General features: G+C 69.7%; 17 protein-coding genes and 7 pseudogenes. 11 read left to right on the top strand and 13 right to left on the bottom strand.

The window, feature by feature from the left end:
• On the top strand, nucleotides 1-1,617 hold a 1,617-nt coding region (locus AB0N63_RS34225; protein ID WP_365535503.1), incomplete at its 5' end, for a Helicase associated domain protein.
• A 37-nt stretch (nucleotides 1,618-1,654) separates the two neighbouring features.
• Here AB0N63_RS34225 and AB0N63_RS34220 read toward each other — a convergent pair.
• The 4 genes from AB0N63_RS34220 to AB0N63_RS34205 all read right to left on the bottom strand — a co-directional run bounded on the left by AB0N63_RS34220 (nucleotide 1,655) and on the right by AB0N63_RS34205 (nucleotide 4,618).
• The gene (locus tag AB0N63_RS34220; protein WP_365535500.1) at nucleotides 1,655-2,599 is read right to left on the bottom strand and encodes a hypothetical protein; all 945 of its coding nucleotides are present in this window, start codon (nucleotides 2,597-2,599) and stop codon (nucleotides 1,655-1,657) included.
• Nucleotides 2,600-3,200: 601 nt separating this feature from the next.
• The gene (locus tag AB0N63_RS34215; protein WP_365535497.1) at nucleotides 3,201-3,572 is read right to left on the bottom strand and encodes a helix-turn-helix transcriptional regulator; all 372 of its coding nucleotides are present in this window, start codon (nucleotides 3,570-3,572) and stop codon (nucleotides 3,201-3,203) included.
• A 15-nt stretch (nucleotides 3,573-3,587) separates the two neighbouring features.
• On the bottom strand, nucleotides 3,588-4,109 hold the full coding sequence (locus AB0N63_RS34210) for a tyrosine-type recombinase/integrase (RefSeq protein ID WP_365535495.1): 522 nt from the start codon (nucleotides 4,107-4,109) through the stop codon (nucleotides 3,588-3,590).
• The gene (locus AB0N63_RS34205) at nucleotides 4,076-4,618 is read right to left on the bottom strand and encodes a site-specific integrase (RefSeq protein ID WP_365535493.1); all 543 of its coding nucleotides are present in this window, start codon (nucleotides 4,616-4,618) and stop codon (nucleotides 4,076-4,078) included. The genes AB0N63_RS34210 and AB0N63_RS34205 overlap by 34 nt, the downstream gene beginning before the upstream one ends.
• Nucleotides 4,619-5,050: 432 nt before the next feature.
• On the opposite strand from AB0N63_RS34205, the pseudogene AB0N63_RS34200 reads away from it, so the two are divergent.
• Nucleotides 5,051-5,455: pseudogene (locus AB0N63_RS34200) on the top strand (AzlC family ABC transporter permease); the annotation flags it as partial.
• A gap of 150 nt (nucleotides 5,456-5,605) precedes the next feature.
• Here AB0N63_RS34200 and AB0N63_RS34195 read toward each other — a convergent pair.
• Nucleotides 5,606-6,094: a MarR family winged helix-turn-helix transcriptional regulator gene (locus AB0N63_RS34195; RefSeq protein ID WP_365535490.1), complete on the bottom strand. Its 489-nt coding sequence runs from the start codon at nucleotides 6,092-6,094 to the stop codon at nucleotides 5,606-5,608.
• Between the two features lie 80 nt (nucleotides 6,095-6,174).
• On the opposite strand from AB0N63_RS34195, the gene AB0N63_RS34190 reads away from it, so the two are divergent.
• The gene (locus tag AB0N63_RS34190; protein ID WP_365535488.1) at nucleotides 6,175-8,301 is read left to right on the top strand and encodes an MMPL family transporter; all 2,127 of its coding nucleotides are present in this window, start codon (nucleotides 6,175-6,177) and stop codon (nucleotides 8,299-8,301) included.
• A gap of 218 nt (nucleotides 8,302-8,519) precedes the next feature.
• On the opposite strand, the pseudogene AB0N63_RS34185 reads toward AB0N63_RS34190, so the two are convergent.
• Nucleotides 8,520-8,838 (bottom strand): annotated as a pseudogene (locus tag AB0N63_RS34185) (transposase); the annotation flags it as partial.
• A gap of 564 nt (nucleotides 8,839-9,402) precedes the next feature.
• On the opposite strand from AB0N63_RS34185, the gene AB0N63_RS34180 reads away from it, so the two are divergent.
• Complete coding sequence (locus AB0N63_RS34180) at nucleotides 9,403-10,695, top strand: serine hydrolase domain-containing protein (RefSeq protein WP_365535485.1); 1,293 nt, start codon at nucleotides 9,403-9,405, stop codon at nucleotides 10,693-10,695.
• 207 nt (nucleotides 10,696-10,902) lie between these two features.
• Here AB0N63_RS34180 and AB0N63_RS34175 read toward each other — a convergent pair.
• Nucleotides 10,903-11,468: pseudogene (locus AB0N63_RS34175) on the bottom strand (AraC family transcriptional regulator); the annotation flags it as partial.
• Between the two features lie 111 nt (nucleotides 11,469-11,579).
• Here AB0N63_RS34175 and AB0N63_RS34170 point away from each other — a divergent pair.
• Complete coding sequence (locus AB0N63_RS34170) at nucleotides 11,580-12,356, top strand: alpha/beta hydrolase (RefSeq protein WP_365535483.1); 777 nt, start codon at nucleotides 11,580-11,582, stop codon at nucleotides 12,354-12,356.
• Between the two features lie 679 nt (nucleotides 12,357-13,035).
• Here the strand turns inward: AB0N63_RS34170 and AB0N63_RS34165 are convergent.
• Nucleotides 13,036-15,387 (bottom strand): arylsulfatase, encoded by a 2,352-nt coding sequence (locus tag AB0N63_RS34165; protein WP_365535481.1) that lies wholly within the window; start codon nucleotides 15,385-15,387, stop codon nucleotides 13,036-13,038.
• Nucleotides 15,388-15,933: 546 nt separating this feature from the next.
• On the opposite strand from AB0N63_RS34165, the gene AB0N63_RS34160 reads away from it, so the two are divergent.
• The gene (locus tag AB0N63_RS34160) at nucleotides 15,934-17,004 is read left to right on the top strand and encodes a MerR family transcriptional regulator (RefSeq protein WP_365535478.1); all 1,071 of its coding nucleotides are present in this window, start codon (nucleotides 15,934-15,936) and stop codon (nucleotides 17,002-17,004) included.
• A gap of 22 nt (nucleotides 17,005-17,026) precedes the next feature.
• Entirely contained in the window at nucleotides 17,027-17,536 is a 510-nt protein-coding gene (locus AB0N63_RS34155) for a hypothetical protein (RefSeq protein ID WP_365535476.1), read from the top strand.
• A 214-nt stretch (nucleotides 17,537-17,750) separates the two neighbouring features.
• On the opposite strand, the pseudogene AB0N63_RS34150 reads toward AB0N63_RS34155, so the two are convergent.
• Nucleotides 17,751-18,749, bottom strand: a pseudogene (locus tag AB0N63_RS34150) (virulence factor); the annotation flags it as partial.
• A 54-nt stretch (nucleotides 18,750-18,803) separates the two neighbouring features.
• Here AB0N63_RS34150 and AB0N63_RS34145 point away from each other — a divergent pair.
• Nucleotides 18,804-18,948 (top strand): annotated as a pseudogene (locus AB0N63_RS34145) (sterol-binding protein); the annotation flags it as partial.
• 33 nt (nucleotides 18,949-18,981) lie between these two features.
• On the opposite strand, the gene AB0N63_RS34140 reads toward AB0N63_RS34145, so the two are convergent.
• Nucleotides 18,982-19,518 carry a hypothetical protein gene (locus AB0N63_RS34140; protein WP_365535474.1) on the bottom strand — a complete coding sequence of 179 codons (537 nt, stop codon included), beginning with the start codon at nucleotides 19,516-19,518 and terminating at the stop codon, nucleotides 18,982-18,984.
• Nucleotides 19,519-19,654: 136 nt separating this feature from the next.
• Complete coding sequence (locus tag AB0N63_RS34135; RefSeq protein WP_365535471.1) at nucleotides 19,655-19,780, bottom strand: hypothetical protein; 126 nt, start codon at nucleotides 19,778-19,780, stop codon at nucleotides 19,655-19,657.
• On the opposite strand from AB0N63_RS34135, the pseudogene AB0N63_RS34130 reads away from it, so the two are divergent.
• A pseudogene (locus AB0N63_RS34130) lies at nucleotides 19,781-19,993 on the top strand (Tn3 family transposase); the annotation flags it as partial. It abuts the gene before it with no gap.
• Between the two features lie 804 nt (nucleotides 19,994-20,797).
• Here the strand turns inward: AB0N63_RS34130 and AB0N63_RS34125 are convergent.
• Nucleotides 20,798-21,649 (bottom strand): MarR family transcriptional regulator, encoded by an 852-nt coding sequence (locus AB0N63_RS34125; RefSeq protein WP_365535468.1) that lies wholly within the window; start codon nucleotides 21,647-21,649, stop codon nucleotides 20,798-20,800.
• A 282-nt stretch (nucleotides 21,650-21,931) separates the two neighbouring features.
• Between AB0N63_RS34125 and AB0N63_RS34120 the strand changes: the two are divergent.
• Nucleotides 21,932-22,069: pseudogene (locus AB0N63_RS34120) on the top strand (IS5/IS1182 family transposase); the annotation flags it as partial.
• A 778-nt stretch (nucleotides 22,070-22,847) separates the two neighbouring features.
• Nucleotides 22,848-23,294 (top strand): Lrp/AsnC family transcriptional regulator, encoded by a 447-nt coding sequence (locus tag AB0N63_RS34115; RefSeq protein WP_365535465.1) that lies wholly within the window; start codon nucleotides 22,848-22,850, stop codon nucleotides 23,292-23,294.
• 241 nt (nucleotides 23,295-23,535) lie between these two features.
• On the opposite strand, the gene AB0N63_RS34110 is transcribed toward AB0N63_RS34115, so the two are convergent.
• Nucleotides 23,536-24,726, bottom strand: coding sequence for a LuxR C-terminal-related transcriptional regulator (locus tag AB0N63_RS34110; protein WP_365535463.1), 1,191 nt, complete (start codon nucleotides 24,724-24,726; stop codon nucleotides 23,536-23,538).
• Between the last annotated feature and the right edge of the window lie 131 nt (nucleotides 24,727-24,857).

Below are 24,857 nucleotides of genomic sequence, written 5' to 3'. Positions count from 1 at the left end.
ATCGACGCGGCCTTCTACGAACTCGAGGCCGGCCGGCACGTACCGCCGGAGCGGGTGTGGTCGGCGTGGCTGTGCGGCGACCACCTCGTCACCGAGCGGCGCGAAGCCCTTCGCCAGTTCGCCAACGGCATCGACACGGCCGGGCGCAGGGTGCATCGGGCGTTCCTCGCCAGCTGCCGCGTCCTCGGGGAAGGCGTCGACATCACCGGCGAACGGGGAGTCGAGGCAGTCTGCTTCGCCGACACCCGTGGCTCCCAAGTCGAGATCGTCCAGAACATCGGCCGCGCCCTCCGCCTCAACCGCGACGGCACGACGAAGGTCGCGCGGATCATCGTGCCTGTGTTCCTGGAACCTGGCGAAGACCCGCAGGACATGGTCGCCAGCGCCTCGTTCCGCCCCCTTGTAGCGGTCCTCCAAGGCCTGCGCTCGCATGACGAACGTCTGGTCGAACGGCTCGCCTCCCGCGCCCTCACCAGCGGCAAACGCAAGGTCCACCTCCGGCGTGACGAAGAGGGGCAGATCGTCAGGGCCGGCGGCGAGGGCGACGGCCAGGACCAGGAGGACGACACGCAGGCCGCCGCCGAAGCCGCCCTCCTCCACTTCTCCAGCCCGCGCGACGCCGCGACCATCGCCGCTTTCCTCCGCACCCGGGTCTACCGGCCCGAGTCCCTGGTGTGGCTCGAGGGCTACCAGGCCCTCATCCGGTGGCGGAAAGAGAACCAGATCACCGGCCTGCACACCGTGCCCTACGACACCGAGGTCGAAGTCGGGGCGACGAAATCCTTTCCGCTTGGCCGATGGGTCCACCAGCAACGAAAGGCGCTGCGGGCCGGGGAGCTGGAGGAGCGGCGCAAGACACTGCTGGACGCGCCGGAGGCCGGGATGGTCTGGGAGCCCGGCGAGGAAGCCTGGGAGAACAAACTCGCCGCACTCCGCTCCTACCGGCAGGCCACAGGCCACCTCGCACCCCGCCAGGACCAGGTGTGGGGCGAGAGCGAGGCCGGGGGGCTGGTACCCGTTGGGCAGCACATGGCCAACCTCCGCCGCAAGGGCGGCCTCGGAAAGGACCCCGAGCGGGCGGCGGAGCGCGCGCAGCAGCTGACCGCGATCGACCCGGACTGGAACTGCCCCTGGCCGCTGAACTGGCAGCGGCACTACCGGGTCCTCGCCGACCTCGCCGCCGACGAACCAGGCGGCCGGCTCCCCGACATCCAACCCGGCATCCTCCACGACGGGGACAATCTGGGACGGTGGCTCCAACGGCAACGCCGGGGCTGGAAACTGCTGTCGAACGAGCAGCAGGAACGGCTGACCCGGCTGGGCGTGCAGCCCGCTGCGGCCCCGTCTCCTGCCCCGGCAACTGCGCGCGGGGCTAAGGGTCCCAGCAAGGCGCAGGCGGCGTTCCAGCGAGGCCTGGCCGCCCTCGCGCAGTGGGTCGAGCAGGAAGGGCGGCGGCCCGTTCCACGCGGGGCGGTTGTGGAGATCAAGGTCGATGGCGAGGCGGAGCCCGTGGTCGTCAAGCTGGGCGTGTGGATCTCCAACACCAAGAGCCGGCGGGACAAGCTCAGCGCGGAGCAGCTGTCCTCGCTCCGGGAACTGGGCATCAACTGGGCATGACGAACAGTCCGGGCGCAGCGGAATTGAGTCTGGCCCGTCACACGGGTCTGGTGAGCTTTGAGTAGGGCCGGTAGTGAGCGACTCCCGCGTAGGACATCCCCAGGGAGACAGTGAGGATCTTGGCGTCGAGTTCGTCGGCGAGAGCAAGTAGGCCTGTGGAGCGCAGGACTCGGGGCAGCAGGCCGGCGGGTGCGAGGCTGTCGCGGATATGGGCGGCGCCGGCAGGTTCGTGGTGTGTTCGGGTGAGCCTGGTGACGAGCAGGTGGCGATTGCCCGTACCGAGTCGGCGCCGGTGCTCCTGGCAGCGCTGCAGCGCCTTCCACGTTGCGCTGTCCAGTGGGAGATGCACTGATCTGCCGGGAAAGCGGACGCTGTGGCGGTCGGGGTCGATGTCGGCGTCGGTGAACCGGCGCAGCTCGGTGATGGTTGCTGCGTGGAGGAGAGCGGCGAGGCCGATGAAGGCATCGTGCGGGTGGATGTCGTGGTTGGTGGCCCACCGTTCGTACAGGGTGCGCTGCCTGGCCGGGGTGAGGGTGGATCCGTGAAATCCCCTCTGCTGGACGGCGGTGATCGGGTCCGTGGGGTTGTGGAGGATGGCCCTGGAGTGGTGGGCGTGAGCGAAGAACTGACGCATGCCCGCGAGGTGGGCGGCGCGGCGGGCCGGGGCCAGGGCAAGGAAGGACTCCAGGTCTGCGGTGGTGACGCTCGCCCAGGTCCTTGATCCCTCAAGGTGGAGGGCCAGGTCGCGGATGGTATCCAGACGGATCTCGATGGTCTCCAGCCGGTTCGGGCGCAGCCCGAGCTGCTGGGCTCGCTCGCGCTGGAGCAGCAGGAAATCTGCGAAGGCGGCGGCCTGGGGGCGCAGTGGGCCGGGGACGGCCCCGATGCGGCGGGTGCGGCGAGCTGCTGCGCGCTGGTCGGCGAGGTCCGGTGGCGGGGCGAGGCGGCCGTGGGTGCGGAAGAAATCGGTGAGCGCTCCCACGAGTTCGGGTGCACTGTTGCGGGCGTGCGCAAGCAGCTCTGCGGGGTCGCTGGTCGCGACCGCTGTGATCAGACGTGCGGTGGCGGCGAGGCGGCGGCCGCGTAGATGGGGTGGCGGTGATCTGCAAGGTGTGCGGCGAAGTCGCTCCACCAGGGTGGTACGGCAGGCATGCGCTCGGCCCAGCCGACCGCACGGGTGCTGACGGTGTGCGGTGAATGCTCGTAGCAGCATTTACACAGGCCCTTGGCCCACTGGCCGCTGGTGCCACAGCGTTCACAGGATGCCGGGGGCGGTGCGGTGGCCGGATCGGTGCAGGCCCGGCAGCGCCGGGTCGCCGCGTCGAGGGTGCGCCGGCGCCCGCAGTGCCGGCACGGGCCTCGTGCCCGTCGGCCCTCCGAGCGGTGCCGGCAGGCCGCGCACAGGTCCTGGGCGGATCGCCGTGGAGCGCCGCACAGGGCGCAGGTCCGTGAGCACCAGGCGCAGCGGCCGGTGTCGGGGCGCAGCCGGCGCAGGCGGTGGCAGGCCGGGCAGGTGTCCCTGGCCGTCCGGGGTACGGCAGCGGCACAAGGCGCGGGTGGGCTCGCGGCGGGCTCGGGTGCGGTCACAGCGGTGGCAGTGACCGGTAGCGGGACGCGGGCTGCTGCTGCGGAGGCTGCCGGTCGGGGACCGGATCGGGGCGCGGCGGAGGCACTGAGGGTGCGGTGGATCCGGGCAGGGTCAGCAGGTCGCCGGGGGTGCAGTCGAGGGCGGCGCACAGTGCGGCCAGGGTGGACAGCTTCACCTGGGACGGCTGTTTGGTGAAAAGGGCGGACACCGATGCCGCGGACAGTTCGAGACCGGCGCGCTCGGCCAGGAGACGGCGCAGTTCGGTGCCGGTCCAGATGTCGCGCTGTGCCGCGGTCATGCGCAGTTTCCACTCCACCACCGGTGGCGGGGCGGGGGTCTCCACGGCACGCAGAGGAGGTGTTGTCACGGGGAGTCCCGGGGGTCATCCGGCCAGGCCGGTCAGGGCTCGGGACGTGGCGCGGCGCCAGGCGTCCTCGACGAAGGTGAGGCAGGGCCTCACGTAGGCCATGGTGGAGGCGATGTGCTCGTGGCCGAGCAGTTGCTGGACGGTGATCAGGTCCATGCCCTGTTCGTAGTGATGGATGGCGCAGGCGCGGCGCAGGTCGTGCGGGGTGAACCGGTCGTCGTTGGACCTGCCTTCGGTGTCCAGGAGGCGGGAGAGGCGGTCGCGTACCGTCTCCGGCTTCAGCGCCTCGCCGTGGGCGTCGCAGAACAGCGCGGCGGTATCGGGAAACAGGGGGCGGATGTCGCTCTGGTACCAGGCAAGGATCCGGTCCAGGCCGTCCAGCATCGGAGCCCATCTCGGGCGTGGCCCCGAGGCGTTGGCCGCCTTACCGAACCGCACGTGGAGCTTGCCGGACGGCCCGAGTTCGGGGTGGACGTCGCACAGTTCCAGGCGGAGGGCTTCACTCAGCCGCGGCGCGCAGTGGTACAGGTGCGCCACAACGCGTAGTCCCGGGCCGCGGCCGGGTAGTCGGACACGGTGGCCAGGCGGGCGCGGGCATGAGCGAGGAAGGCCGTGAGGCGTTCCGCGGTGGGCGGCAGCCGGTGCGCGGGCTCGTCCCGGACATGGCGCAGCCGGTTGAAGCGGTCCAGCGGATCACCCACGGCGGTGCCGTACAGGGCGCGGATCTCACTCGCGTAGCGCAGGCGTACGAACGTGTGAAAGGCGCGGAGCATGTCCAGGTAGCGGCGTCTGGTTCCCGCGCTCCGGCCCGCGCGCAGCAGGGTGTGGAGCATCGCGTCCACGTGGGCGGGCTCGATCTGCCAGACGGGGCGGTCGAAGTGGGCCAGCACCCGTGGCAGCAGGGAGGTGTAGGCGCTGATCGTCGTCGGAGCGAACCCCCGCACCACCCACGTCGCGGCGAACGCCCGGATACAGCCGGCCTGGAACACCCACACGTCCCGTGCCCGTCCGGCATCGGGGTCCCAGTCAGCGAGCCCGCCCTCCACCAGCCGGAGAAAAGGCCTCTACCCCACACTTCACCACCATCACGTCGACGCCCCCCGGATAAGGCAGCACCTGAATCCTGCGCGCGCCACCGAAGTCATCAACGAGACAACTGGAGAAAGGCAACTCCCGCCTCACGAACAACCCCGCACCCCACACGTGACCGGCTGGACCTGGTCCTGCTCCACAACCCCGAGCGCGCCCACCCCGGCGACCGCCCCCGCCCTGCACCGCGCGATCCTCGACGTCCTTCGCCGACCTGCAAGAAGCCGTTGCGGCCGGGCACGTGACCGCGTACGGCATCGCCACCTGGGCAGGCTTGAACGCAGAGGCATTTACGGTGGGCAGGGCGAAGGCCGTCACTCTCCCCGCCGATACCTCTCCGGTGCGGCTCACAGACCGATAGCAGTCACTCATCGGTCTTGATCTTCTTCCGCGTACGGGGACGTCTCGGCAAGGCCTACGGCACCTTCGCCCTGACCGACGAGGCCTACGCCCTGACCACCGGTGACCGGGCCCGGTCCTGGTCCGGCGCCCGCATCCTGTGGCTGCAGTTGTTCATGCAGCTGTACTGGGTCGGCGGCGCCACCGCCGGCGCCCTGCTCGGCTCGGTCGTACCCGACAGCGTCACCGGTCTGGACTTCGCGATGACCGCCCTGTTCGCCGTACTCGCCCTGGAGGCCGTGCGGGAGCGGCACGGTGATCTGCCCGCCCCGGTCCTCGCGCTGCTCAGCGCTCTGGTCGCGCGCCTGTTCCTGACCGGCCAGCTGCTGCTGGCCGCGTTCACCCTGTTCACCGCCACACTGCTGATCCGGTACCGCGCCGCGAGCAAGAGGTAGCCCGAGGGTGGTCAGAGGCCGTTCGGAGCGGCGGGGATCGCCGCCGGTTTCGCCCAGTCCATGCCCAGCTCCGCGAGGGCGGCGATGTCTACGGGGTGCACTTCGCACCGCCGTAGCGGCGCATCGTGCTTCGCCCGATCCTGCTCTACCTCACGTCCGCGTTTCGTGGGCTGCGCCCAGCTCGGCGTTGAGCGCCCGGAGGAAGTCCGCGATCGTCGACAGCTGTTCTGGAGTGAACTGGCTGCGCGCCGTCTCGGTGGCCCGCGCGAGAGGGCTGAAGTACTCGCGTGCCAATGCTCGGGCTTCAGGGTTGTAGACGAGGTGTACCACTCTGCGGTCCGCGGTGTCCCGGACGCGACTGACGTGTCCTGAGCGCTCGAGACGGTCGAGGCAGGCGGTGATCGCTCCGGAGGTGAGACCGAGTTCTTCCCTCAGGTACGTGGGAGTCACGGGAGCGTCGGCTGATGCCGATGGATCCATGATCACGGCAAGTGCATGGACGTCCGTGGTGTGCAGTCCCTGCTTGTGAGCGAAGTCCAGGGTGACCCTGTTCAGCTCCCGGTTCAACGCACGGAGCAGGACGGCGTAGGCGAACAGGTCACTGCCCTGCTCCGAGGCGTCCGGTGAACGTGACTGCATGCACCCATCCTAGTATCTCTCAAAGATTGAGATAGTTTGTCTTTGAGTTAACTGCACTCGCTCGTCCCGATGGGGAGTCGATGAACAGCGCGCGTCGACCAGTCCGCTGGCTGGTCCCCCTCGTCCTCGTCCTGGTCTGGCTCGGCCTCGGAGGAGCCTTCGGCTCCTACGCAGGCAAGCTCGGCGACGTCTCCACCAATGACCAGGCCGCCTTCCTGCCGCAGAACGCCGAATCCACGAAGGTGATCGAGAAGCAGAAGGCCTTCAACCAGCAGGAGACACTGCCGACGATCGTCGTCTGGACGGCTTCCGAGGGCGGCGACATCTCGCAGGCCCAGCAGAAGGCAGCAACCGCCGCACTGCAGTCGCTGAACGCTGTGAGGGGCGTCGAGGGAGCCCCCTCCCCGGCCTTCCCGTCACAGGACGGCAAGGCCCTCCAGGGCGTCGTGCCCCTGTCCCCGGATCTCGGGGAAGAACTCGGCGGTGTTCTCGACAAGATTCAGGCCGCAGCCGATACGGTGCCGGATGCACAAGCGCAACTCGCCGGTCCCGCGCCCACTCAGGGAGACCTGGGAGAGGCGTTCGCCGGAATCGACGGGATCCTGCTCGGCGTGGCACTCGCCGCCGTGCTGCTCATCCTGCTCCTCGTCTACCGCAGCGTCATTCTCCCGTTCCTGATCATCATCAGCTCCGTCTTCGCCCTCGGAGTCGCCAGCGCAATCATCTACGTCCTCGCCGACAACGACATCGTCCGCGTCGACGGTCAGGTCCAGGGCATCCTGTCCATCCTGGTGATCGGTGCGGCCACCGACTACGCGCTGCTCCTCACGGCCCGCTTCCGTGAGGAACTGGCCACCACCAGCGACCGCGCCGCAGCCGCCTGGGCCGCCACGCGAGGTTCCTTCGGAGCGATCACCGCCAGCGCGGCCACGGTCGCGCTCGGACTGCTCGCCCTGCTGCTCAGCGACCTGACCAACAACAGGGCGCTCGGGCCGGTCGGTGCCATCGGCGTGGTGTGCGCCGTCCTCACCACCCTGAGCTTCCTCCCGGCAGTCCTGGCCCTGACGGGCAAGACCGCCTTCTGGCCCGCCAAGCCGAAACGGGTCGACGCCGAAACCGGAGGCCACGGAATCTGGCGCCGCGTGGCCCATCGGGTGGACACCGGTCCCCGCCGGCTGTGGGTCGTCACCACCGGCCTTCTGCTGGTCGGCGCGGCCTTCTTCCCCGCTCTGCAGTCGAAGGGCGTCCCCCTCGACGAGCTGTTCGTCAACGACGCTCCGTCCGTCGCTGCGCAGCAGACCCTGGGCAAGCACTTCCCCGGCGGCTCCGGCCAGCCGGCGGTCATCATCGCCGACGCCGACAACCAGGCCGCGGTCCAGAGTGCGGCAACTCGCACGCCGGGGGTGGCCGACGCTCGCGTGGTCACCAAGACTCCTGGCGGAAAGCCTCTGGTCGTCGACGGCCTGGTCCGCATCGACGCGACCCTCTCCGACGCACCTGACAGCGACGCCGCCAAAGAAACCGTCCAGAACCTCCGCGACCAGGTCCACGCCGTGGACGCCAGCACATTCGTGGGCGGATACACCGCTCAGCAGTACGACACGCAACGAACCGCCGAGCATGACAAGAACCTCATCATCCCCGTCGTTCTCGCCATCATCCTCGTCATCCTGATCGTTCTGCTCCGCTCACTGCTGCTGCCGGTCCTGCTGGTCGCGACCGTCGGCCTGAACTACCTGGCGACCCTCGGCATCGCCGGACTGGTCTTCGAGCACGGGTTCGGCTTCTCGGGCACGGACGCCTCCGTCCCCCTCTACGGATTCGTCTTCCTCGTCGCCCTGGGAGTCGACTACAACATCTTCCTGATGTCCCGCGTGCGTGAGGAGACGGTGAACCTGGGCACCAGGCAAGGCATGCTCCGGGGACTCATCGCCACCGGCGGCGTGATCACGTCAGCAGGCGTGGTGCTCGCTGCCACGTTCGCGGCGCTCATCGTCATTCCGCTGGCCTTCCTGGCCCAGATCGCCTTCATCGTCGCTTTCGGCGTCCTCCTCGACACCATCGTCGTGCGCTCGCTCCTGGTGCCCGCTCTCGTCAGGGACATGGGCCCGGCGGTCTGGTGGCCCAGCCGACTGAGCAGGGAGTCGGAGACTGTCCATGCGAATCCGACGACCCACCCCAAGAAGATCAGCCCGACGGGCAACTGACCCCCACAGCGGGTAGGACGTCGTGGCGGCGGAAACCGCCGCCACGACGTCGGCCTCATCCTCGTCCCCGCACGAACACCGCAGTCGTCCTCAACGGCGTCAACGCCGGCTGCCCTGAATTGACCTTCAACACCCACCGCACCTCATGTCACGGCCGGACCAGAAATAGGTACTCCCGGGGGTGTGTCCAGTCAGCGGCTGATCTTGGTTGGTGAGGGTCAGTGGCTGGTGGTGGGGGTGAGGCGTCCTTCGAAGGCGATCTGGAAGGCGTTCAGTGGTGCCTTCCAACGCATGGTCCGGCGGCGCCGACCCCTTGCCTGTCGGGTTCAGGCTCGTCAGCGCCATGTAGGCGCACTTCAACGCGGCGGCCCCGTTCGGGACGTGCCCGCGGGCCCGGACCGCCTTGCGGATGCGGGCGTTCACGCTCTCGACAGCGTTCGTGCTGCAGATGACCTTGCGGATCTCGACGTCGCAGGAGAGGAAGGGCACCATCCCGGCCCAGGCGTCGGACCACGGCTTGAGCACGGCCGCATACCTGCCGGCCCGCTTCTCGGAGAGGACGCGGTGGAGAACGGCCTCCTCGTCTACGCGGCCTGCACGTCACCGGGATCGACGCCCCACCGACGACCACCTCTACCTGGTCGGCTTCGTCGTCCTCGGGCACCAGCGGTGGGCCGACATCATTGAGGCCGCCGCCGCATACGTCGCACGCATCCATGGCCGGCGCAACCTGCACCTCTGCCCCGGCGACGACCGCTCGGTCCTCATCCCCCCATCCCGCGCGCCGTCCACACCCACGGCGTGTTCTTGCAGCACCCGCACCCTTGTGTTCGGGTGGCCGATGTCCCCACGGCCTTCAGCCATCGCGGCGGCCTACGGAAGAGAAGGTCGGAGGGCGGGCCGGCGGGGCGCGCCGTTCACCGCGGGGTCATTCCTTGGAGTGACCCCACGCCGGCGGGAAGCCCTCCATCGAGCGATGTTCCAGGGTCGCGCCGCTGGCTGAATGGTCGTTGTGCGCGGAGCACTTCACACGCCCTCAACGGGGTGAACGCCGGATCCCTCCACGCACGTAGTCTCTGCCACGCGCCGAAGGGAACTGCCATGTCCGCATCCACACTGTCCCGCCGTCACCGGGTTCTTCGAGGGGCTCTGACCGTGGCGCTGGCCACCTGCCTGAGCACGGTGCTCGTCAGCTGCTCGGACGACGGGCAGGACGGGGCCGAACTGGCGGCCGGGCAGAGCGCGGGGAGTCCGGGGGCCGACGCGCGGCTGGCCCGCCTCGCGCAGCAGGCGGCCGACACCGGCTCCCTGGGCGTCATCGTCCGGGTCGACTCCGGCGCCGGGAAGCCTGTCGAGATCGCCCGCCAGGCCGCCTGGACGAAGGACGACCACCGCCTCGCCGCCGGCGACCGGTTCCGGGTCGGGTCCAACACCAAGACGCTCACCGCGACCCTCGTCCTGCAGCAGGTCGCCCAGCAGAAGATCAGCCTCGACGACACGGTCGAGAAGTGGCTGCCCGGACTGGTCAAGGGCGGTGAGCACATCACCGTACGGATGCTGCTCAACCACACCAGCGGCCTGGGGGACTTCCTGCTGACGCCCGAGTTCCTGCCCTCGCTCACCGGCCAGGAGAAGCGCACCTGGACGCCGCAGGAACTGCTCGCCATCACTCCCGAGCAGGACCCGCCGACCGAGCCCGGCGAAAAGTACTCCTACAGCAACGCCAACTACGAGGCCCTCGGGCTGATCCTGGAGAAGGCCACCGGGAGCAGCCTGGCGAAGCTGATCGAGCAGAAGATCACCAAGCCGCTCGGCATGAAGCACTCGTTCCTGGCCACGGACGCCGCCTGGCCCGCCGGGAAAGGCCACGCGACCGGCTACGAACCGAACGCCGAGCGCCTGAGGGCCCTGCTTTCCGGGGCCGTGGACCTGCCCGAAGGCGTCGGGTTCGCCGGGCCCGAACGCCCCGGGGACAACGTCGACACCACCGCCATCGACCCGAGCTGGTCGTGGGCGGCGGGCGGCATGGTCTCCACCGCGCAGGACTGGCAGCGCTTCCTCACCGCGCTCGTGTCCGGCCGGTTGCTGCCCGAGGCACAGATGAAGCAGATGCGCACCACCGTGGACGCCCCCGAGGAAGGCGGAGCCTACGGTCTGGGCCTGATGAAGGTGGACACGCCCTGCGGCACCGTCTGGGGGCACACCGGCGGCCTGCCCGGCTACTCCAGCGAGATCTACACCGACGCCACCGGCACCCGCAGCGTCGCGGTCTTCACCATCACGAACTTCGGCATCAAGGAGAAGAAGGCCGCCACCACGAACAAGGCCCTCGTCGACGCCGCGACCTGCCAGATGCTCGGCAAGCCCCAGCCCTCGGACAGCCCGACCGGTTGACGACCGCGGACACCAGCCGCCTACGCCTTCGCCGACCGCCCCGCTGCCGACCTGTGCATGAAGGCTTCCCTCACGCGCCTTCTGCACGAGAGGCCGGACGACCCGCATGCCGCGCCGCCTCCTGAGGCATCGGCACAAAGACCGGCACTGGCGGAACAGCGGGTTCGTTCCCATCGAGCGAACCAGGGTGGAAGAAGCCGCCAAGGACCCGGCGTCGTGGTCCCTGCCGGAAGTGCGCTTCGACGCCGGAGCGGAACAACCGGAACACCGCAGGGGGGAGGTGTGCTCCGGCGTGCGGTGGGTGCAGCCGGGTGATCAGCGCGGAGAGCAGGATGCCGGGCAGCTCTGTCCGGGAGTCACTGGGCGGAGCGGATGCTTCGAGGAGGAGATGGCCGCGCGCCATGCCGACGAAGGGCCAGTCGGCGTCGGGGATGCTCCAGTGCGCGGCCGGGTCAGGGGAGGCGGCCGGTTCTCGGTGGCGTGGGTGACCGGTGCGGTCGGCACGACCAGCACGAGGTGCCCTGCCACCTCGGCGATGACACCAAGTGCACCGCGCCGGGTGGAATCCGCACCGCGGACCGGTCTTGGAGCGGGTGGCGGCGGAAGCCGCCGGTGACGGAGCCGGGTCCGGCGTCGATGACGGCAAGGACGTGGAAGTCGGCGCGCTGCGTGCCGCCGTCGTTCAGCTCGCGGAGGCGGCCGAACGTCATCGTCCCGGCCGAGACGGCGCGGCGCCCCGCGAGCTGGTAGGTCATGTGCCGGATCATGCTCACGTGTCCAGTTCTCACCATCGGGCGACCAATCACTCCAATGACCCGTCTGGGTACAGAAGCTTCAATGAATGCACGGGGCAATCGCCCACAGCATCGACCGGAAGAGCCACCATGGACACGACGCAGCAGACGCTACTGCCCACTTACGACCACCGCCCGGGGACCGGACCCACTCTGGTGTTCCTGCATTACTGGGGCGGTTCCGCCCACACCTGGGACCTCGTCGTCGACCGCCTGCCGGGCCGTGACGTGCTCACGGTCGACTTCCGCGGCTGGAGCCGGTCGAGCACTCTGCCCGGCCCCTACACGCTCGGCCGGCTCGCCGACGACACGCTCGCCGTGCTCGCGGACGCGGGAGTCACCGACTACGTCCTGGTGGGGCATTCGATGGGCGGCAAGGTCGCACAGCTGGTCGCGGCCACCCGGCCCACCGGCCTACGCGGCATGGTCCTCGTCGGCTCCGGTCCGGCGAAGCCTGCTCCCCAGGTCACTCCCGAGTACCAGAAGGCCCTGTCGCACGCCTACGACTCCGCCGAGTCCGTGGCCGGGGCACGGGATCACGTCCTCACCGCGACCGAGCTGTCCGCCTCGGTCAAGGCGCAGATCGTGACCGACTCGCTGACCGTCGCCGACGCCGCCCGCACCGAGTGGCCGCTGCACGGCATCGCGCAGGACATCACCGAACACACGCGCATGGTCAGCGTGCCCGTTCTCGTCGTCGCCGGAGAACACGACCAGGTGGAGCCCGTCGGGGTGCTCCGCGACAACCTGGTGCCCTACCTCCCCCACCCCGACTTCGTGGTCATCCCCCACGCCGGTCACCTGATCCCGCTGGAAGCCCCGGCCGACCTCGTCGACGCCATCACCGCATTCACGTCCGCAGCCTGACCGTCCCCACCACCAAGAAGACCGCGACTGTGGGGAACGGCGAAGAGCTCCAGGCCGCCGCATCGGTCTTCACCACCCGGCCCGGAAAACCCTCGGGTGGCGAGCCCCGGCTGAAGTGTTCACCCAGCAGCTACGATCGCTCCCACCGACCAGCGTCGCAACGACCGATTGGATCCGTCCAATACACCAGCCGCGAATTCGTCGACGTCGGCGCTGAGTTGGGGGTGCGGCAGTCCATGGGCGCGGTCGGCACGAGCGCAGGACAACGCACTCGCCGAGTCGTTCAACACGGCCCTCAAACGCGCGACGCTCCGTGGCGCCCGCCGCTTCGACGGGGCCCATGCCTGCCGCTTGGCGGTGTTCCGCTGAACCGCCCGCTTCAACCCCCGGCGCCGGCCGTCGGCGAACGGACAGCAGGCGCCGAGCCCTGACCGCGGTCGACCCTCACTGCATAGACGGGACGGAACGGGTTGCCCGTCAGGATGAGCGGATCGCGGTGCTGACCCGCTTCCTGGCCGGCTGCCAGTGGAGGGCGCCGACCGTGGCCGGGCTGAGCCGGCGCCTTGTGTCCGCGCTGGACACGTGGCAGCGGGAGAGTCAGTGGCTGGGGATCCACCTGTACCGGGGCCCGGAAGGCTCATGAGGCGCATGAGCCGCTGGGCCCTCCTCGACGGAATCGCTACTGGCGGGACAGGTGCATGCGCAGTTCGCTGTCGGCGTCGATGATCAGGTCGCCAGAAAGGTCGACGGTCACGGTGTGCAGCACGCCGGTGAACCGGAAGGGCGGCTTGTAGTCCGGGGTGACCGCGGAGCCCGGATTCGCGCCGCAGGTCATGCCGCCGGGATTGAACATGATCGCTGCGGTGACCGGGATGTCGGCCTCACCGACCGGGCGGCGGTCGATGTACAGCTGTGCACGGCCCGGGACGCCCTTGCCGTTCGGGACATCGGGCTTTCCGGTCGGCTCGAATTCGACGCGCAGTTCGTGGCGGCCCTCCGGTACCTCCGCGGAGGAGGAGACGCCGTACAGGGCGCGCCGCAGGTAGTTGTGGACGTAGTGCAGCCTGCCGTCCTTCATGTAGAAGGTGAAGCCGCCGACGTTGGCGCCCTGGCACAGGAATACGCCTTCCGCGCCGCCTGCGGGGATCTCGGCGTCCGCGGTGATGGCGAAGGGCCGGTTGAGGACGCGCGGCGCGACCGCGGCCGGCAGGGTCTGGGTGCCGGGCCGGAACGTACAGCTGGTGCGTTCCGTGAAGATCTGCGGCCGCTCCTGCATCAGGCGCTGCACGCCGCTGCCGTCGATGGGCAGGACGCCGTACTTTCCGGCTTCCACATACCACAGGGAGACCATTTCGACCAGCTTGGCGCGATTCTCGGCCACCAGGTCACTGGTTTCCGCGAAGTCCTCGTCGATGTGGTAGAGCTCCCAGCCCTCGGCGTCCAGCTTGCCCAGCGTCTGCGGGGTGATGGGGGTGCCGAAGGGCTTGCCCGCCTCCTTGAAGGAAGGTCCGGGCCAGGGGCAGACCGCTCGCCAGCCGTCGTGGTCGATGGCGCGGTGGCCCATCATCTCGAAGTACTGCGTGTGGTGGGCCGTTGGTGCGGAGGGGTCGTCGAAGGTGTGGGCGAAGCTGACACCGTGGATGGGTGACTGCGGTACGCCCTTGATCGTCGCGGGGGGTTCGATGCCGAGCACGTCCAGCACGGTGGGGACCATGTCGATGATATGGGCGTACTGGGTGCGCACCTCGCCGCGGGCCTTGATGCCCTGAGGCCAGTGGACGAGGAAGGGGTCGCTGGCGCCGCCCCGGTAGGTTTCGCGCTTCCACCGTCGGAAGGGGGTGTTGCCGGCCCAGGTCCAGCCCCAGGGGTAGTGGTTGAACGTGTTGGGTCCGCCGATCTCGTCGATGGCCCTGAGACTGTCCTCGAGCGGTTCGGGGGCGTTGTTGAAGAACTGCGCCTCATTGGTCGTCCCGGTGACCCCGCCCTCGGCGCTGGCGCCGTTGTCGGAGACCAGCATGATCAGCGTGTTGTCGAACTCGCCGGTCTCCTTCAGGAAGTCCAGCAGACGCCCGATGTGGTGGTCGGTGTGGCTCAGGAATCCGGCGTACACCTCCATCATCCGCGTGGCGAGACGACGGGCGTCAGGGGACAGGGAGCCCCACTCCGGTACGTCCGGGTCGTGCCGGGAGAGCCGGGCGTCGGGCGGCGCGACCCCGAGCTGCTTCTGCCGGGCGAAGGCTTCTTCACGGTAGGCGTCCCAGCCGTCGTCGAACCGGCCCCGGTAGCGGTCGGCCCATTCCTTGGGCACGTGGTGCGGGGCGTGCGTGGCTCCGGGGCAGAAGTACAGGAAGAACGGCTTGTCCGGGGCGACCTGTTTGGCGTCGGCGATGAACGAGATGGCCTTGTCCACCAGGTCCGGGGTCAGGTGATAGCCCGCCTCCGGTGAGGCGGGAGGGTCGACCTGGTGGTTGTCGTAGACCAGGTCCGGGTGCCACTGGCTGGTGTCACCGCCGAGGAAGCCGTAGAAGCGGTCGAAGCCCCGGCCCAGCGGCCAGCGGTCGTACGGGCCGGCGGCGGATTCGTACTCCGAGGGCACCAGGTGCCACTTGCCGATCGCGTAGGTGTTGAATCCCTGCTCCACGAGCATCTCGGAGATGAACCCGTTCTCGAACGGGATACGGCCGTTGTACCCCGGATATCCGGTGGAGAACTCTGTTACCAGAGCCATGGCGTTCGCGTGGTGGTTACGCCCGGTGATGATGCAGGAACGCGACGGAGAGCACAGAGCGGTCGTGTGCATGTTGTTGTACAGCAGTCCGTTCGCGGCGAGCGAGTCGATGTTCGGTGTCGACATGCTGCCGCCGTAACAGCCGAGTTGACCGAACCCCGTGTCGTCGAGCGTGATGAACAGAACGTTCGGCGATCCCGGAACGGCCCGGGTCGGCTGAGGCCATGCGGGCGTCGACTCGTCTGCCGTACGGCCGATCACCCCGGGGAACACGGTTCCTGGCTTGTACTCTTTCGCCGTCATCTGCCTGATCCTTCGTCCATGCCGGTCCGGCGACATGGTGCCGGCGTTCGGCACGCTCGTATCTCTGGACAGCGCGAAGACCCCGAGAGAACCACCGCGGCACACATGCCATGGCGACCGGAGTCGGAGTTTCGGCGACCACCCCCACGGCGCATGGAAAACGGCAGCGCGATAAAGGCTGCTGTGAGATCCAATGATGCGTTCGCGGCCAGGCGAACGTGCACCACGCCATCCGAGGACGGAGCCCGTTGGCCTTGGCTGGTGCCCTACCACTGGTTCCTCATGCTAGCCATCGAGCGATGCACCGGCCACCGGAAGACCACACGTGTGTCGCGCAGGTCGCCGCCACCTGCCCTGCAGGATCTCTCGCCACCTGTCCCGACGCGAGGACGCGCCAGTGGATCGCAGCCGGGACAGGCGAGTAGGGGGGAGGTGTCCTCGGCGGCGACCCGTAGCCTTCGACGCCTGGAGGTTGCCGGCCATGAGGTCGGTGTCGCTGCTTGTCGGTGTTGACCTTCGAGTTGGTCGAAGCTCGATGATGGCGCGGTGCCGAATGATGAGCTGATGCCGATCGGGGCCTTCGCCCAACGCAGTGGTCTGACCTCCAGCGCGTTGCGGTTCTATGCCGACTCCGGGCTGCTGTCCCCTGCCGAAGTCGACCCGCTCTCGGGCTACCGCTACTACAGCGCCGACCAGGTGGCGCGGGCGACCGCGCTGCGCCAGCTCCGCGAGCTCGCCATGCCCCTGGCTGCTGTCGAGGCTGTACTTGGTTCCGAGGCCGACGAGGCAGCCCGGCTACTCGACGAGCATGTCGCAAAGGTCGTTGGGAATGCGGCAGTCGTGCAGCAGAAGGCTGCTGTCATCAAGTCTGCGCTCGGCAACGTGCCAGGTCTCCCCATTGGGGTGGTGAAGGGCCCCGTGCTGGCGGATGCGGTCGAGCAGGTCCTGACCGCGACCGCGCATGAGCCCGGGATGTCAGCACTCGCCGGCCTACGCATCGAGGCACGTCATGACGCGGTCACCCTGACCGCAACGGACCGATACCGGCTCTCCACTCGAACCCTGGTGCCAACTGAACCACCGAGGCAGACATGGGCCGGCACGGTCAACGGCGACGAGCTGCGGGCTGCGGTCGCCAAGATCCGCCGCAGTTCCCTGGTGCGACTGGAAGCGGTCTCGCACGGGATCTGGTTCCGCGTGGCCGACCGGGAGGACCGGCACTGCCGCTTGCTGCCCGAGGAGTTCCCCGACTATCGGCTGATGCTCGCGTCACTGGGCGAGGTCACCACCCGCGCGACGGGCTCGAAGGATCTGCTTCTGCGAGCCCTGGAAGAACACCCCGGCGAGCGCATCGCGCTGCACATTGCCGACCACGGAGTGAACGTCGTGTCCGCGGACGACGAACACCCCAACATCCCACTCTCGGCCACTGCGACGGGCCAGGCCCTCCAGATCTGGTTCGAGCTGACCACGCTCTATCCCGCAGTGAGCACCGCGATCGGCCCCGACGTAATGCTCGACCTGCGGGGACACGACCAGCCGGTCACGATCCGCTCCGCCGGCCGCGGCGATCTCACCACCCTGGCCATGCCCGTCAAGCCCGACCACTCCGCCTGAGAAGGACGACGAGGAACAGTCCATGACCACCACACCCGCCAACCCCGACCTGACCATGGAAGCCATCGGCCACGCCGTCGCCGAGGGCCGAGCCGGTGACAGCACCTCCGCCCGCCGGAAACTGCTGGGCCTGTGGTCCGCGATCGGTGTCACCGGCGACCCGCTGCACCGCTGCTCCCTCGCTCACTACCTGGCAGATCTCTACCAAGATCCCGCCCAGGCCCTCGCCTGGGACATCCGGGCCCTGGACGCTGCCGACGCCGTGACCGAGCAGCGTGTCCAGGAGCACCACGCCGGTCTCCACATCGCCGGCTTCTACCCCTCCCTGCACCTCAACCTCGCCGACAACTACCGCCGACTCGGCTCCTTCGAAGCCGCCACCGAACACATCAACGCAGCCAAGACGCACGCCCCCAGCCTCCCCCAGGATCCCTACGGTGACCTTCTCCGCGGCGCCATTCAAGAAGTCGCCGAGGCCATCGCCCGGCGGGATCAGTCACGGCGAGCCTCTGCGCCTGGTTCCGCTGCGTGACGCACAAGAATGCACCCCTCACTGTGGAGGGACGGGCGTCACCTCGTCGAGCGATGCCGTACGAGGCCCGTCGCCCACGTCGCAGCCGAGATGCTCACGGACTGTCGGCTGTGGTGAGGCCGGCCAGGCCGGAGATGGTCAGGACCGGGGCCCGGAGTGGGTTGGCGATGAGTTCCAGGCGCTCTGCGTGGAGGAAGAGGACACTTAGGCCAGCGCTGTCGACGGCGGCCTGGGCCGTCACGTGGGCGAAGCCGGCCGCTTTCGCCGCAGCCGCCCGCGCCGTGTCGGCCTCCTTGCGCGCCTGGTCCGCCTGGGACTTGGAGTCCCTGGCGCGCGCTTCGGCCTTGCCGGCCAGCTCGACGGCCGTCCTGGCCTCGGCGGCGGCGTCCTGTGACGCCTTGAGGGCGTTGGCGGCGGCGCTGGTCGCCGTCTTCACCGCGGCGTCCGCCTTCAGCTTCGCGGCCTGCGCCGCGTCCGCGCCGGAGCGGGAGCGCTTGGCCGCGGCTTCGGCGCGGGTGGCCGCCGCGTCCGCGTCCGCCGCCGCCCGGGTCGCCGCGTCCGCTTCCGAGCGGGCCTTGACCGCGGCGGCCTCGGCGTCGTTCGCGTGCTGGTCGGCGTCGTTCGCCGCGGCGCGTGCGGCGTCCGCCGCGTCACCGGCCTCCAGCGAGCCGGCGTAGGCGGCCTTCGCGTCCGCCTTGGCACGCGACGCGTTGGCCTTCTGCTCGGCGTCCCACGCGTCGTCCCGCTTGGCCTTGGCGTCGTCGCCGGCCTAGGTCGCCGCGTCGCGCTTGCTCTCGGCGGTCTTCTCCGCGGCCTCGGCCTTGTCCTCGGCATCCTTGGCGGCGGCCTGCGTCTCGGCGTTGTTCTTGTGCTGCTGCGCCTCCGCCTGCTTGGCGGCGGCGGTCTCCTTCTCCGCCTTGGCCCTCTTCTCCTCGGCCTCCGCGGCGAGCCGCTTGGCGTGCGCGTCGGCGGCGGCCGCCTTCGCGTCCGCCTCCGCCTGCACCGCCACGGCGAGCTCGGCCTCGGCGGTCTCCTTGTCCTTCTTCGCGTTGTCCCGGTGGATCTTCGCTGCGTCGGCGGCCGCCTTGGCCTGCGACTCGGCCGCCTCGGCGGCCTTCTTGCGGAACTCCGCCTTCGACTGCGCCGCCTGCGCCAGCGCCCGCTGCGCGACGGTCGCGCTGTCACCGGCCGAGGCACGGGTCGCGGCCTCCGCCGCCGAACGATTTACAGTCCCCGCCACAGGCGTATGCCGCGCTCCAGAGGCAGCACCATCCTCATCGAGCCGGTCACGTTTCTCCTGATGGCGCTCGGGCGCCGGGGCCAGTGGGGTCCCCTCGCTCAGGGCCGCACCCTGGTCGGGGGGGCGCAAGCCCTGGCTCGCTCCGCGTTTCCCGGCTCTGTTCAAGGCGCCTGAGTGCGGCGGGCCGCGGCGGCCCGACGGTTGGTCACCCGGGTTCGGGGGCGGTGACGGCCGGGGCGGCGCCGAGGAGGCCGAGGAGGGTCTCGCGGTGGAGGTCCGCGATCGGGCCGAGGAAGTCCGGGTGGCGCAGCAGGGGGGCCGCGCGGTAGTCGCGCGGGCTGGGGATGGTCAGCCGGCGCGCGTCGCCCACGCTGTCGGGGCCGTGGTGGGTGGCGGCCAGGCAGGCGGCGGCCAGGGCGGCGAGGTCGGCGTCGGCCAGCAGGCAGGCCGCCCAGCTGACGACGGTCTCGTCGACCTGGGTGCGCCAGGCGTGGGTCGCGTCCGCCAGCGGGGGTGCGTCGGCGCCGGTGACGAAGTCCAGCCGGCCGGAGCCGCCGGGGCCGAGCAGGTCCAGCAGTTCGGCGTCCAGCGCGGTGGGGTAGCGCAGGGCGGCGGCGATGGTGGCCGCATGGCCTGCCTGGGCTTCGGCCAGGGCCTGGTCCAGCGGGCCGGTGGCCGGGGGGAAGGCCGCCAGCAGCCAGCGTGCGGAGGCGGCGATGACGGGCGAGAGCGCGGTGGGCATGGTGGACCGTCCTGTGCGTATGCCCGCCTGTCCTGGGTGTTCCGGTGTGGGTGATCCGGTCGCGGGCACTGCGTGCCCGGGCGGGGAGGTGCGGACAACGGTACGGCGGCCTCCCCCGGGGGCGACAGGAGCTGCGTCACAGCCGGGGATCACCCCCGGAGTAGTGGGAGCCGAGGCAGCGCCCGGTGGCGACGCTCTTGGTCTGGGTCCCGACAGCCATGGTGCCTACGGCGGCCAGGTCCAGGTTCGCGTGCCAGTCCACCAGCTCGGCGGGCTCGGCCTGGTTCTCAACGCCATCGTTCTCTGGGCCACCCTCTACATCGACGCCGCCGTCGCCCAGCTTCGCGTCGAAGGCCACGAGATACGAGACGAGGACATCGCCCGGCTCCCCCCACTCAAGCACCGCTACCCGAACCTGCTCGGCCGCTACAGCTTCACCGCCAGTGTCCCGGCCGCTGGCGCCTTGCGCCCACTGCGTGGCCCGGTGCACAGGCGCGCTGCTGTCGCTCTGCACGCCGCGCTCGATGTGAACGGCATGTCGACGCGGCGGCCTGACCAGGGCCGACGATGTAGTGATCTCGCTTGCCGCCGAGGGCTTGTCCACCGACGAGCTCCAGGCTGGCCCGGCGGAGGCATACGGTGCCGAGGTCTCCCGGCAGACCAACTCCATCCGTCACCGACAAGGTCCTCGAGGGCATGGCCGAACGTCGGCGTCGACGAAGTCGACGACGGCCACCCCATCCTCCCCGACGCCCTCGACCACTGACCCCGCTGCCTCAGCGCGCCCTGGGACGGGTCGCAACCACCGGTCGCGGGGCTCCGGTCGCCCGGCCATGCCGATAGGGCGCTGCAGGAGGGGTGCGGGCCCCGTGTCCTCCATGGTCACCGAGCGTCCGGTGACAGGGCCCGGGCCTGGTCGGCCGTGGCCTGACAGCCGCGAAGACCCGGTGCTGCGCTTGCCCGAAAGCGGCAGCAGCGAGGGCCAGGAGGTTCGTGAGCTGCGGCTTGGTGGCTGGATGGGCAACCAGCGCGGCCGGGCCGCGACGCTGCCCCCGGAACGAGTGGAGCAGCTGTCTGCCATCGGGATGCGGTGGTCGTGACGGGCGTCGTGGTCACCGCGGCCGCCGCGCTCGCGGCCAGCTGAGCCAAAGCAAGACAGTTGTCACATAGGCAGGCTTCTTGTCACCTATGAGACTCGCCGTCGGGCACAGGCTGTGACTGAAACGCCCCTGGCGGGCCCTTGTGCCCGCCAGGGCGGTTCTGCAGCAATTTCTGCGTGTCACCTTGAGCCTGTGGCCACCAGGGCCGCAGTGATGGGTTCGAGGCTGGTGACCAGTTCGTCGAGTTCGGCGGGAGACAGGGCGTCGTAGGGCGGGGTGGCGAGTTCGTCGGTGAGGGTTTCGATGCGTTGTTTGGTCGCTCGGCCGACGTCGGTGAAGTGGCCGTCGATGTCGATGAGTCCGCGTTCGCGCATATCGTCCATGACCGCGGCCAGGCGCTCTGCCGGCAGGTGTTGGATGCGTCCGAACGACTCCGGGGGGTGGATGCCCAGTTCCAGGGCGGACAGCACGTGGGCCTGCGTGCCGCCGATGCGCGCGCCGACGAGAGCGGCGATGTGCCCGTCGCCGCGGTGCTCGCGCAGCATGGTCGCGGAATGCCAGAGCCGGGCGACGGGGTCGCTGGGTACCTCAAGGGTGCGCATGCCGGCGTACATCACCCGGCCTTCGGTAGGGGCGCTCGTCGCGGCCTTGGTGGTCAGGTCCGCGGCCCGCACCAGGCCCGGGGACTCGGCCAGCTCGTCGCCGAGGATGCGCCGCAAGGAGGCGGCGCTGCCCCGTTCCCGCGCGGCGACGGAGGCCTCGGGCGAGATCGTCTCCCAGGCGCTGGGGATGTGCCGTGCGGCTTCCCCAGCGGCGAAGTTGTAGAAGGCCGCGTGCACGACGTGGGCCGGCACCCGTCCCAGGGGTGCGGCGCGGCTGGCGAAGTAGCCGTCCCAGTAAGTGCGGTGGCCGAGTGCGGAGAGTTCCTCGTTGCACTCGTCGGCGAGGAACGTGACCAGGCAGATCGGCTCCAAAAGCTCGAACATGCGGCGGGCGATGTGAGCCATCGGACGCAAGCGCGTCTTGCCCATCAGATTCTCCCTGCGTTGGGTGTGCCGACTTGGACCGTCCGGCACACCGAAACTCATCGGTGACCGAAGGGAAGCAGTGCAGATGGGTTGGCGTCTGCATGGCTGTACATGCGAGAGCGGGTTCAGGTCCATTCTGGTGACAGAAGGGCTGCTGAATGAGTGAGCTTCTTCGAGGTGGCCACCGATCGGGTGACAGTCTGCGAGCCGCAGCGAGCGAGACCCCCGGTCCGTTGATCGAGAGGTCTGACGTCCACGTCCCCATCACGTTGCTCGGGGGCCTCGTTGGTCATCTGTCCTGCCGTGATCGACCTGCCGCATGCGCTCGTCGAGTGGGTCACCATGCTGATTGTCACCCGTGAGGGCGACCGGCGCTGCAAGGTCCACCCGTCTCGACGCGCGATGGTGGCACTGGTGTACGTTTGGTGCGGCCGTGGCAACGGTCGGCAATGCCCTGTGCCTGCCCGGGGGCCACCTTGAGGTGGTCGGCCCGCCGCACTCCCGATGCGCACCTGGTGGGTCAGCAGAGTCTGGACCTGCGCGCACGGTCAGCCGGCGGGGATGCAGTCGGGTACGTCGTGCACGAGCCTGATGCCCATGCCGACCAGGCGGATCACGGCGGTGCGGTGGGCTGCTGCTTCGGGGAACCTGGCTGACGCACCGCCGCTGCACCGAAAAGGCGGATGCAAACGACTGGCAGCCGAAGCACCACCTCGGCCATGTCCGCCGCGCCACACCCTCCGGCCACCCCAGTGGCCACGAGGCCCGAAGAGCGCAGTCGACATCGATGACGCCCCGCTCCGGTGCTCGCCATGCGTCCTGGCGGGGCCACGAATCGGGTTCAACAGCACAGCTTCGTGATCATGTCGTCGAAGTCAGCTCTTGTGTGGCCTGCGCGATGATCGCTGCTGGTGGACCTGATTCGGTACCTGGCCGGCCCCAGGATGTGGGGCCGGCCGCGGGGTGCCGGGGATACCCGCGCACCTGTCACCTGGTCGGAGTCCGCGCCGTAGAGGTTGGGCGGTGCGGTCCTCCAGCCGGGGATCACCCGAACACCATGACGATGACAGGACGGCGGTCCCCAGGCGACAGGTCGGGCGTCATCAGGCACACGTTGAGCGTGGTTCACTCGATCTGTAAGGAGCAACGGGGCTTTCAGCGCGCGACTTGTGCGTGGCGCGCATGATTCGGGGAGTTGGCCGTGGACACGATCGACCGTCACATACTGAACATTCTCCGCAAGGACGGGCGAGCGCCCGTGTCGGAGATCGCACGTGCTGTGGGACTCTCAGCGGCTCCGTGCGCCCGCCGCATAGAGCGCATGGAGAGGGCGGGTGTGATCCGCGGCTACACCGCGGTCATCGAGGACAGCCGGGCAGGCATGCTTCAGGCGTTCATCGAGATCCGCCTGCTCGGCGCGACCGACAGCGACGAGATCCAGGACATCTCCCAGAGCATCCCGGAGATCGAGGAGAGCCACAGCATCGCCGGCACCTCCGACGCCCTGCTCAAGCTCCGGGTCCGGGACGTGAACCATCTCCAGCAGGTGATCAATGCCGTACGCCGGAGCGGCAAGGTGGAGGGCACCAAGACCTTCATCATCATCAACACCTGGACCCGCGCGACCGAGCAGGCCGGTACCCCGTAACCGCGAAACGGCGTCACGCCCGAGGCTCGGGGGCCATCCGCCCGCCGGTGGCAGGCTTGTTCAGTCGAACAGGGTTCCGTCGCCCCGCTCGGAACTGTCGCTGCGGGCTTACCACTTCCGAGCCCCCGACAGGTGCAGTCATGGAGTGGCGGGCGAGAAATCTGACGATCCGTGGTGCAGGCCAGACGTCGTCGCCCGGTGCACGACTGAACCCGGCGGCTCCTGGAGTTGTACGGGCGGGTCACTCACGTGCTGGTGTGACGGCGTGCGCGAGTTGGAAGCGTGAGTGCAGGCCGAGTTTCCGGTAGACGCGGGTGAGGGTCGCTTCGACCGTTTTGACGCTGACGGTGAGGGTGGTGGCGATGTCGCGGTTACTCGCTCCGGCGGCGGCGAGTTCCGCGCAGCGTTGCTCGGCGGAGGTGAGGCGGGGGTGGGCGCTGTTGTCCGTGGAGGCGGCTTCCAGCCGACTGAGCGTGTGCGCGGCGGTTTCGGCCCAGGGCTGTGCCTGGTGGGCGGTGAAGAGGTCGGCGGCGCTCTGCGCGGCGGTGCGGGCGCTGGCGCGGCGGCGTCCGCGTCGTTCGGTGTGACTGAGCGCCAGCAGGGTCCTGCCGTGTTCGAGGGGGAGGTGGCGAAGGTGGTCGGCCGCTTCGGTGAGGCGCCGGGCCGCGGTGTCGTAGTCGCCACGGGCGGCATCCAGAAGCGCCTGGGCGCGTTCGAGCGGAGGAAGGACCGTGTGCCTGCCGAGGTCGGTGGCTGTACGGCGGGTGTCGTCCAGGAGGCCCTGTGCCTGGTCGAGGTGGCCGAGGGCGGCGAGGGTCTCGGCGAGTTCGGGATGCCAGCGCAGGATGGAGGGGTCGTGGACCTGCTGGACCTCCTCCAGTGCGCGGACCTCCTCCAGGGCCTCCAGGGCTTTCTTGGGGCGGCCGGTCGCCAGGAGGAGGTGGCCGAGGGCGAAGAGGTTGCGGGAGAGGAAGATCTTGTTGTCTTCCTGCCGGGCGGTGTCGACTCCGCGGCGTGCGTGGACGAGGGCGAGGTCGGTACGCCGGGCGGTGCCCTCGACGAGGGCGGAGGTGTAGCACGCCGGTGCGGGTGACAGAGCGGTTCTGTCGGTCAGTGCCTGGGCGCGGTGGGCGTGGTGGAGGGCTCTGGCGCACCGTCCGGCGCGGAGTTCGGTTTCGGCGAGGCTGCGCAGGATGTCCACGGTCGCCTCGGCGTCTCCGGTCCGCTCGGCTTCGACGAGCAGGGGTAGCAGCGCCGTGCGTGCCTCGTCCGGGTGGTCGTCGAAGAGGGCGTGCCGGGCGGCGAGGTGCTGGGGGGTGGCGTTGACCGGAAGGGGGGCGGTGCGTGGCAGGGACAGTGCGCGCTCGAGTGTGGTCTCGGCGCCGGGGCGACCGAGGACGCGTTGGAGGCGGGCCTGCATCGTGAGGGCCATGACGGTGGTGGTGGTGTCGCCGGCGGCTTCGGCGAGGGTGGTGGCCCGGCCGGCCAGGGCGCACGCGCGGTGGGGGTCGCCCTCGTTGACGTTGGCCCAGATGGATTGGCGGATGAGAATCCGCGCGGTGA

The sequence above is a fragment of the Streptomyces sp. NPDC093260 genome (assembly GCF_040683715.1).
Taxonomy (GTDB): Bacteria; Actinomycetota; Actinomycetes; order Streptomycetales; family Streptomycetaceae; genus Streptomyces; species Streptomyces sennicomposti.
The sequence above is the reverse complement of the archived record's forward strand: the minus strand, read 5'-3'. Positions and strand labels throughout refer to the sequence as shown.

What these genes read in the sequence shown, in the direction of transcription:
- AB0N63_RS34165 (WP_365535481.1), bottom strand. Translation starts at nt 15,387, where the DNA reads ATGACGGCGAAAGAGTACAAGCCAGGAACCGTGTTCCCCGGGGTGATC.
- AB0N63_RS34110 (WP_365535463.1), bottom strand. Translation starts at nt 24,726, where the DNA reads ATGGCCCTCACGATGCAGGCCCGCCTCCAACGCGTCCTCGGTCGCCCC.
- AB0N63_RS34195 (WP_365535490.1), bottom strand. Translation starts at nt 6,094, where the DNA reads ATGCAGTCACGTTCACCGGACGCCTCGGAGCAGGGCAGTGACCTGTTC.
- AB0N63_RS34155 (WP_365535476.1), top strand. Translation starts at nt 17,027, where the DNA reads ATGACCACCACACCCGCCAACCCCGACCTGACCATGGAAGCCATCGGC.
- AB0N63_RS34190 (WP_365535488.1), top strand. Translation starts at nt 6,175, where the DNA reads ATGAACAGCGCGCGTCGACCAGTCCGCTGGCTGGTCCCCCTCGTCCTC.
- AB0N63_RS34170 (WP_365535483.1), top strand. Translation starts at nt 11,580, where the DNA reads ATGGACACGACGCAGCAGACGCTACTGCCCACTTACGACCACCGCCCG.
- AB0N63_RS34180 (WP_365535485.1), top strand. Translation starts at nt 9,403, where the DNA reads ATGTCCGCATCCACACTGTCCCGCCGTCACCGGGTTCTTCGAGGGGCT.
- AB0N63_RS34140 (WP_365535474.1), bottom strand. Translation starts at nt 19,518, where the DNA reads ATGCCCACCGCGCTCTCGCCCGTCATCGCCGCCTCCGCACGCTGGCTG.
- AB0N63_RS34125 (WP_365535468.1), bottom strand. Translation starts at nt 21,649, where the DNA reads ATGGGCAAGACGCGCTTGCGTCCGATGGCTCACATCGCCCGCCGCATG.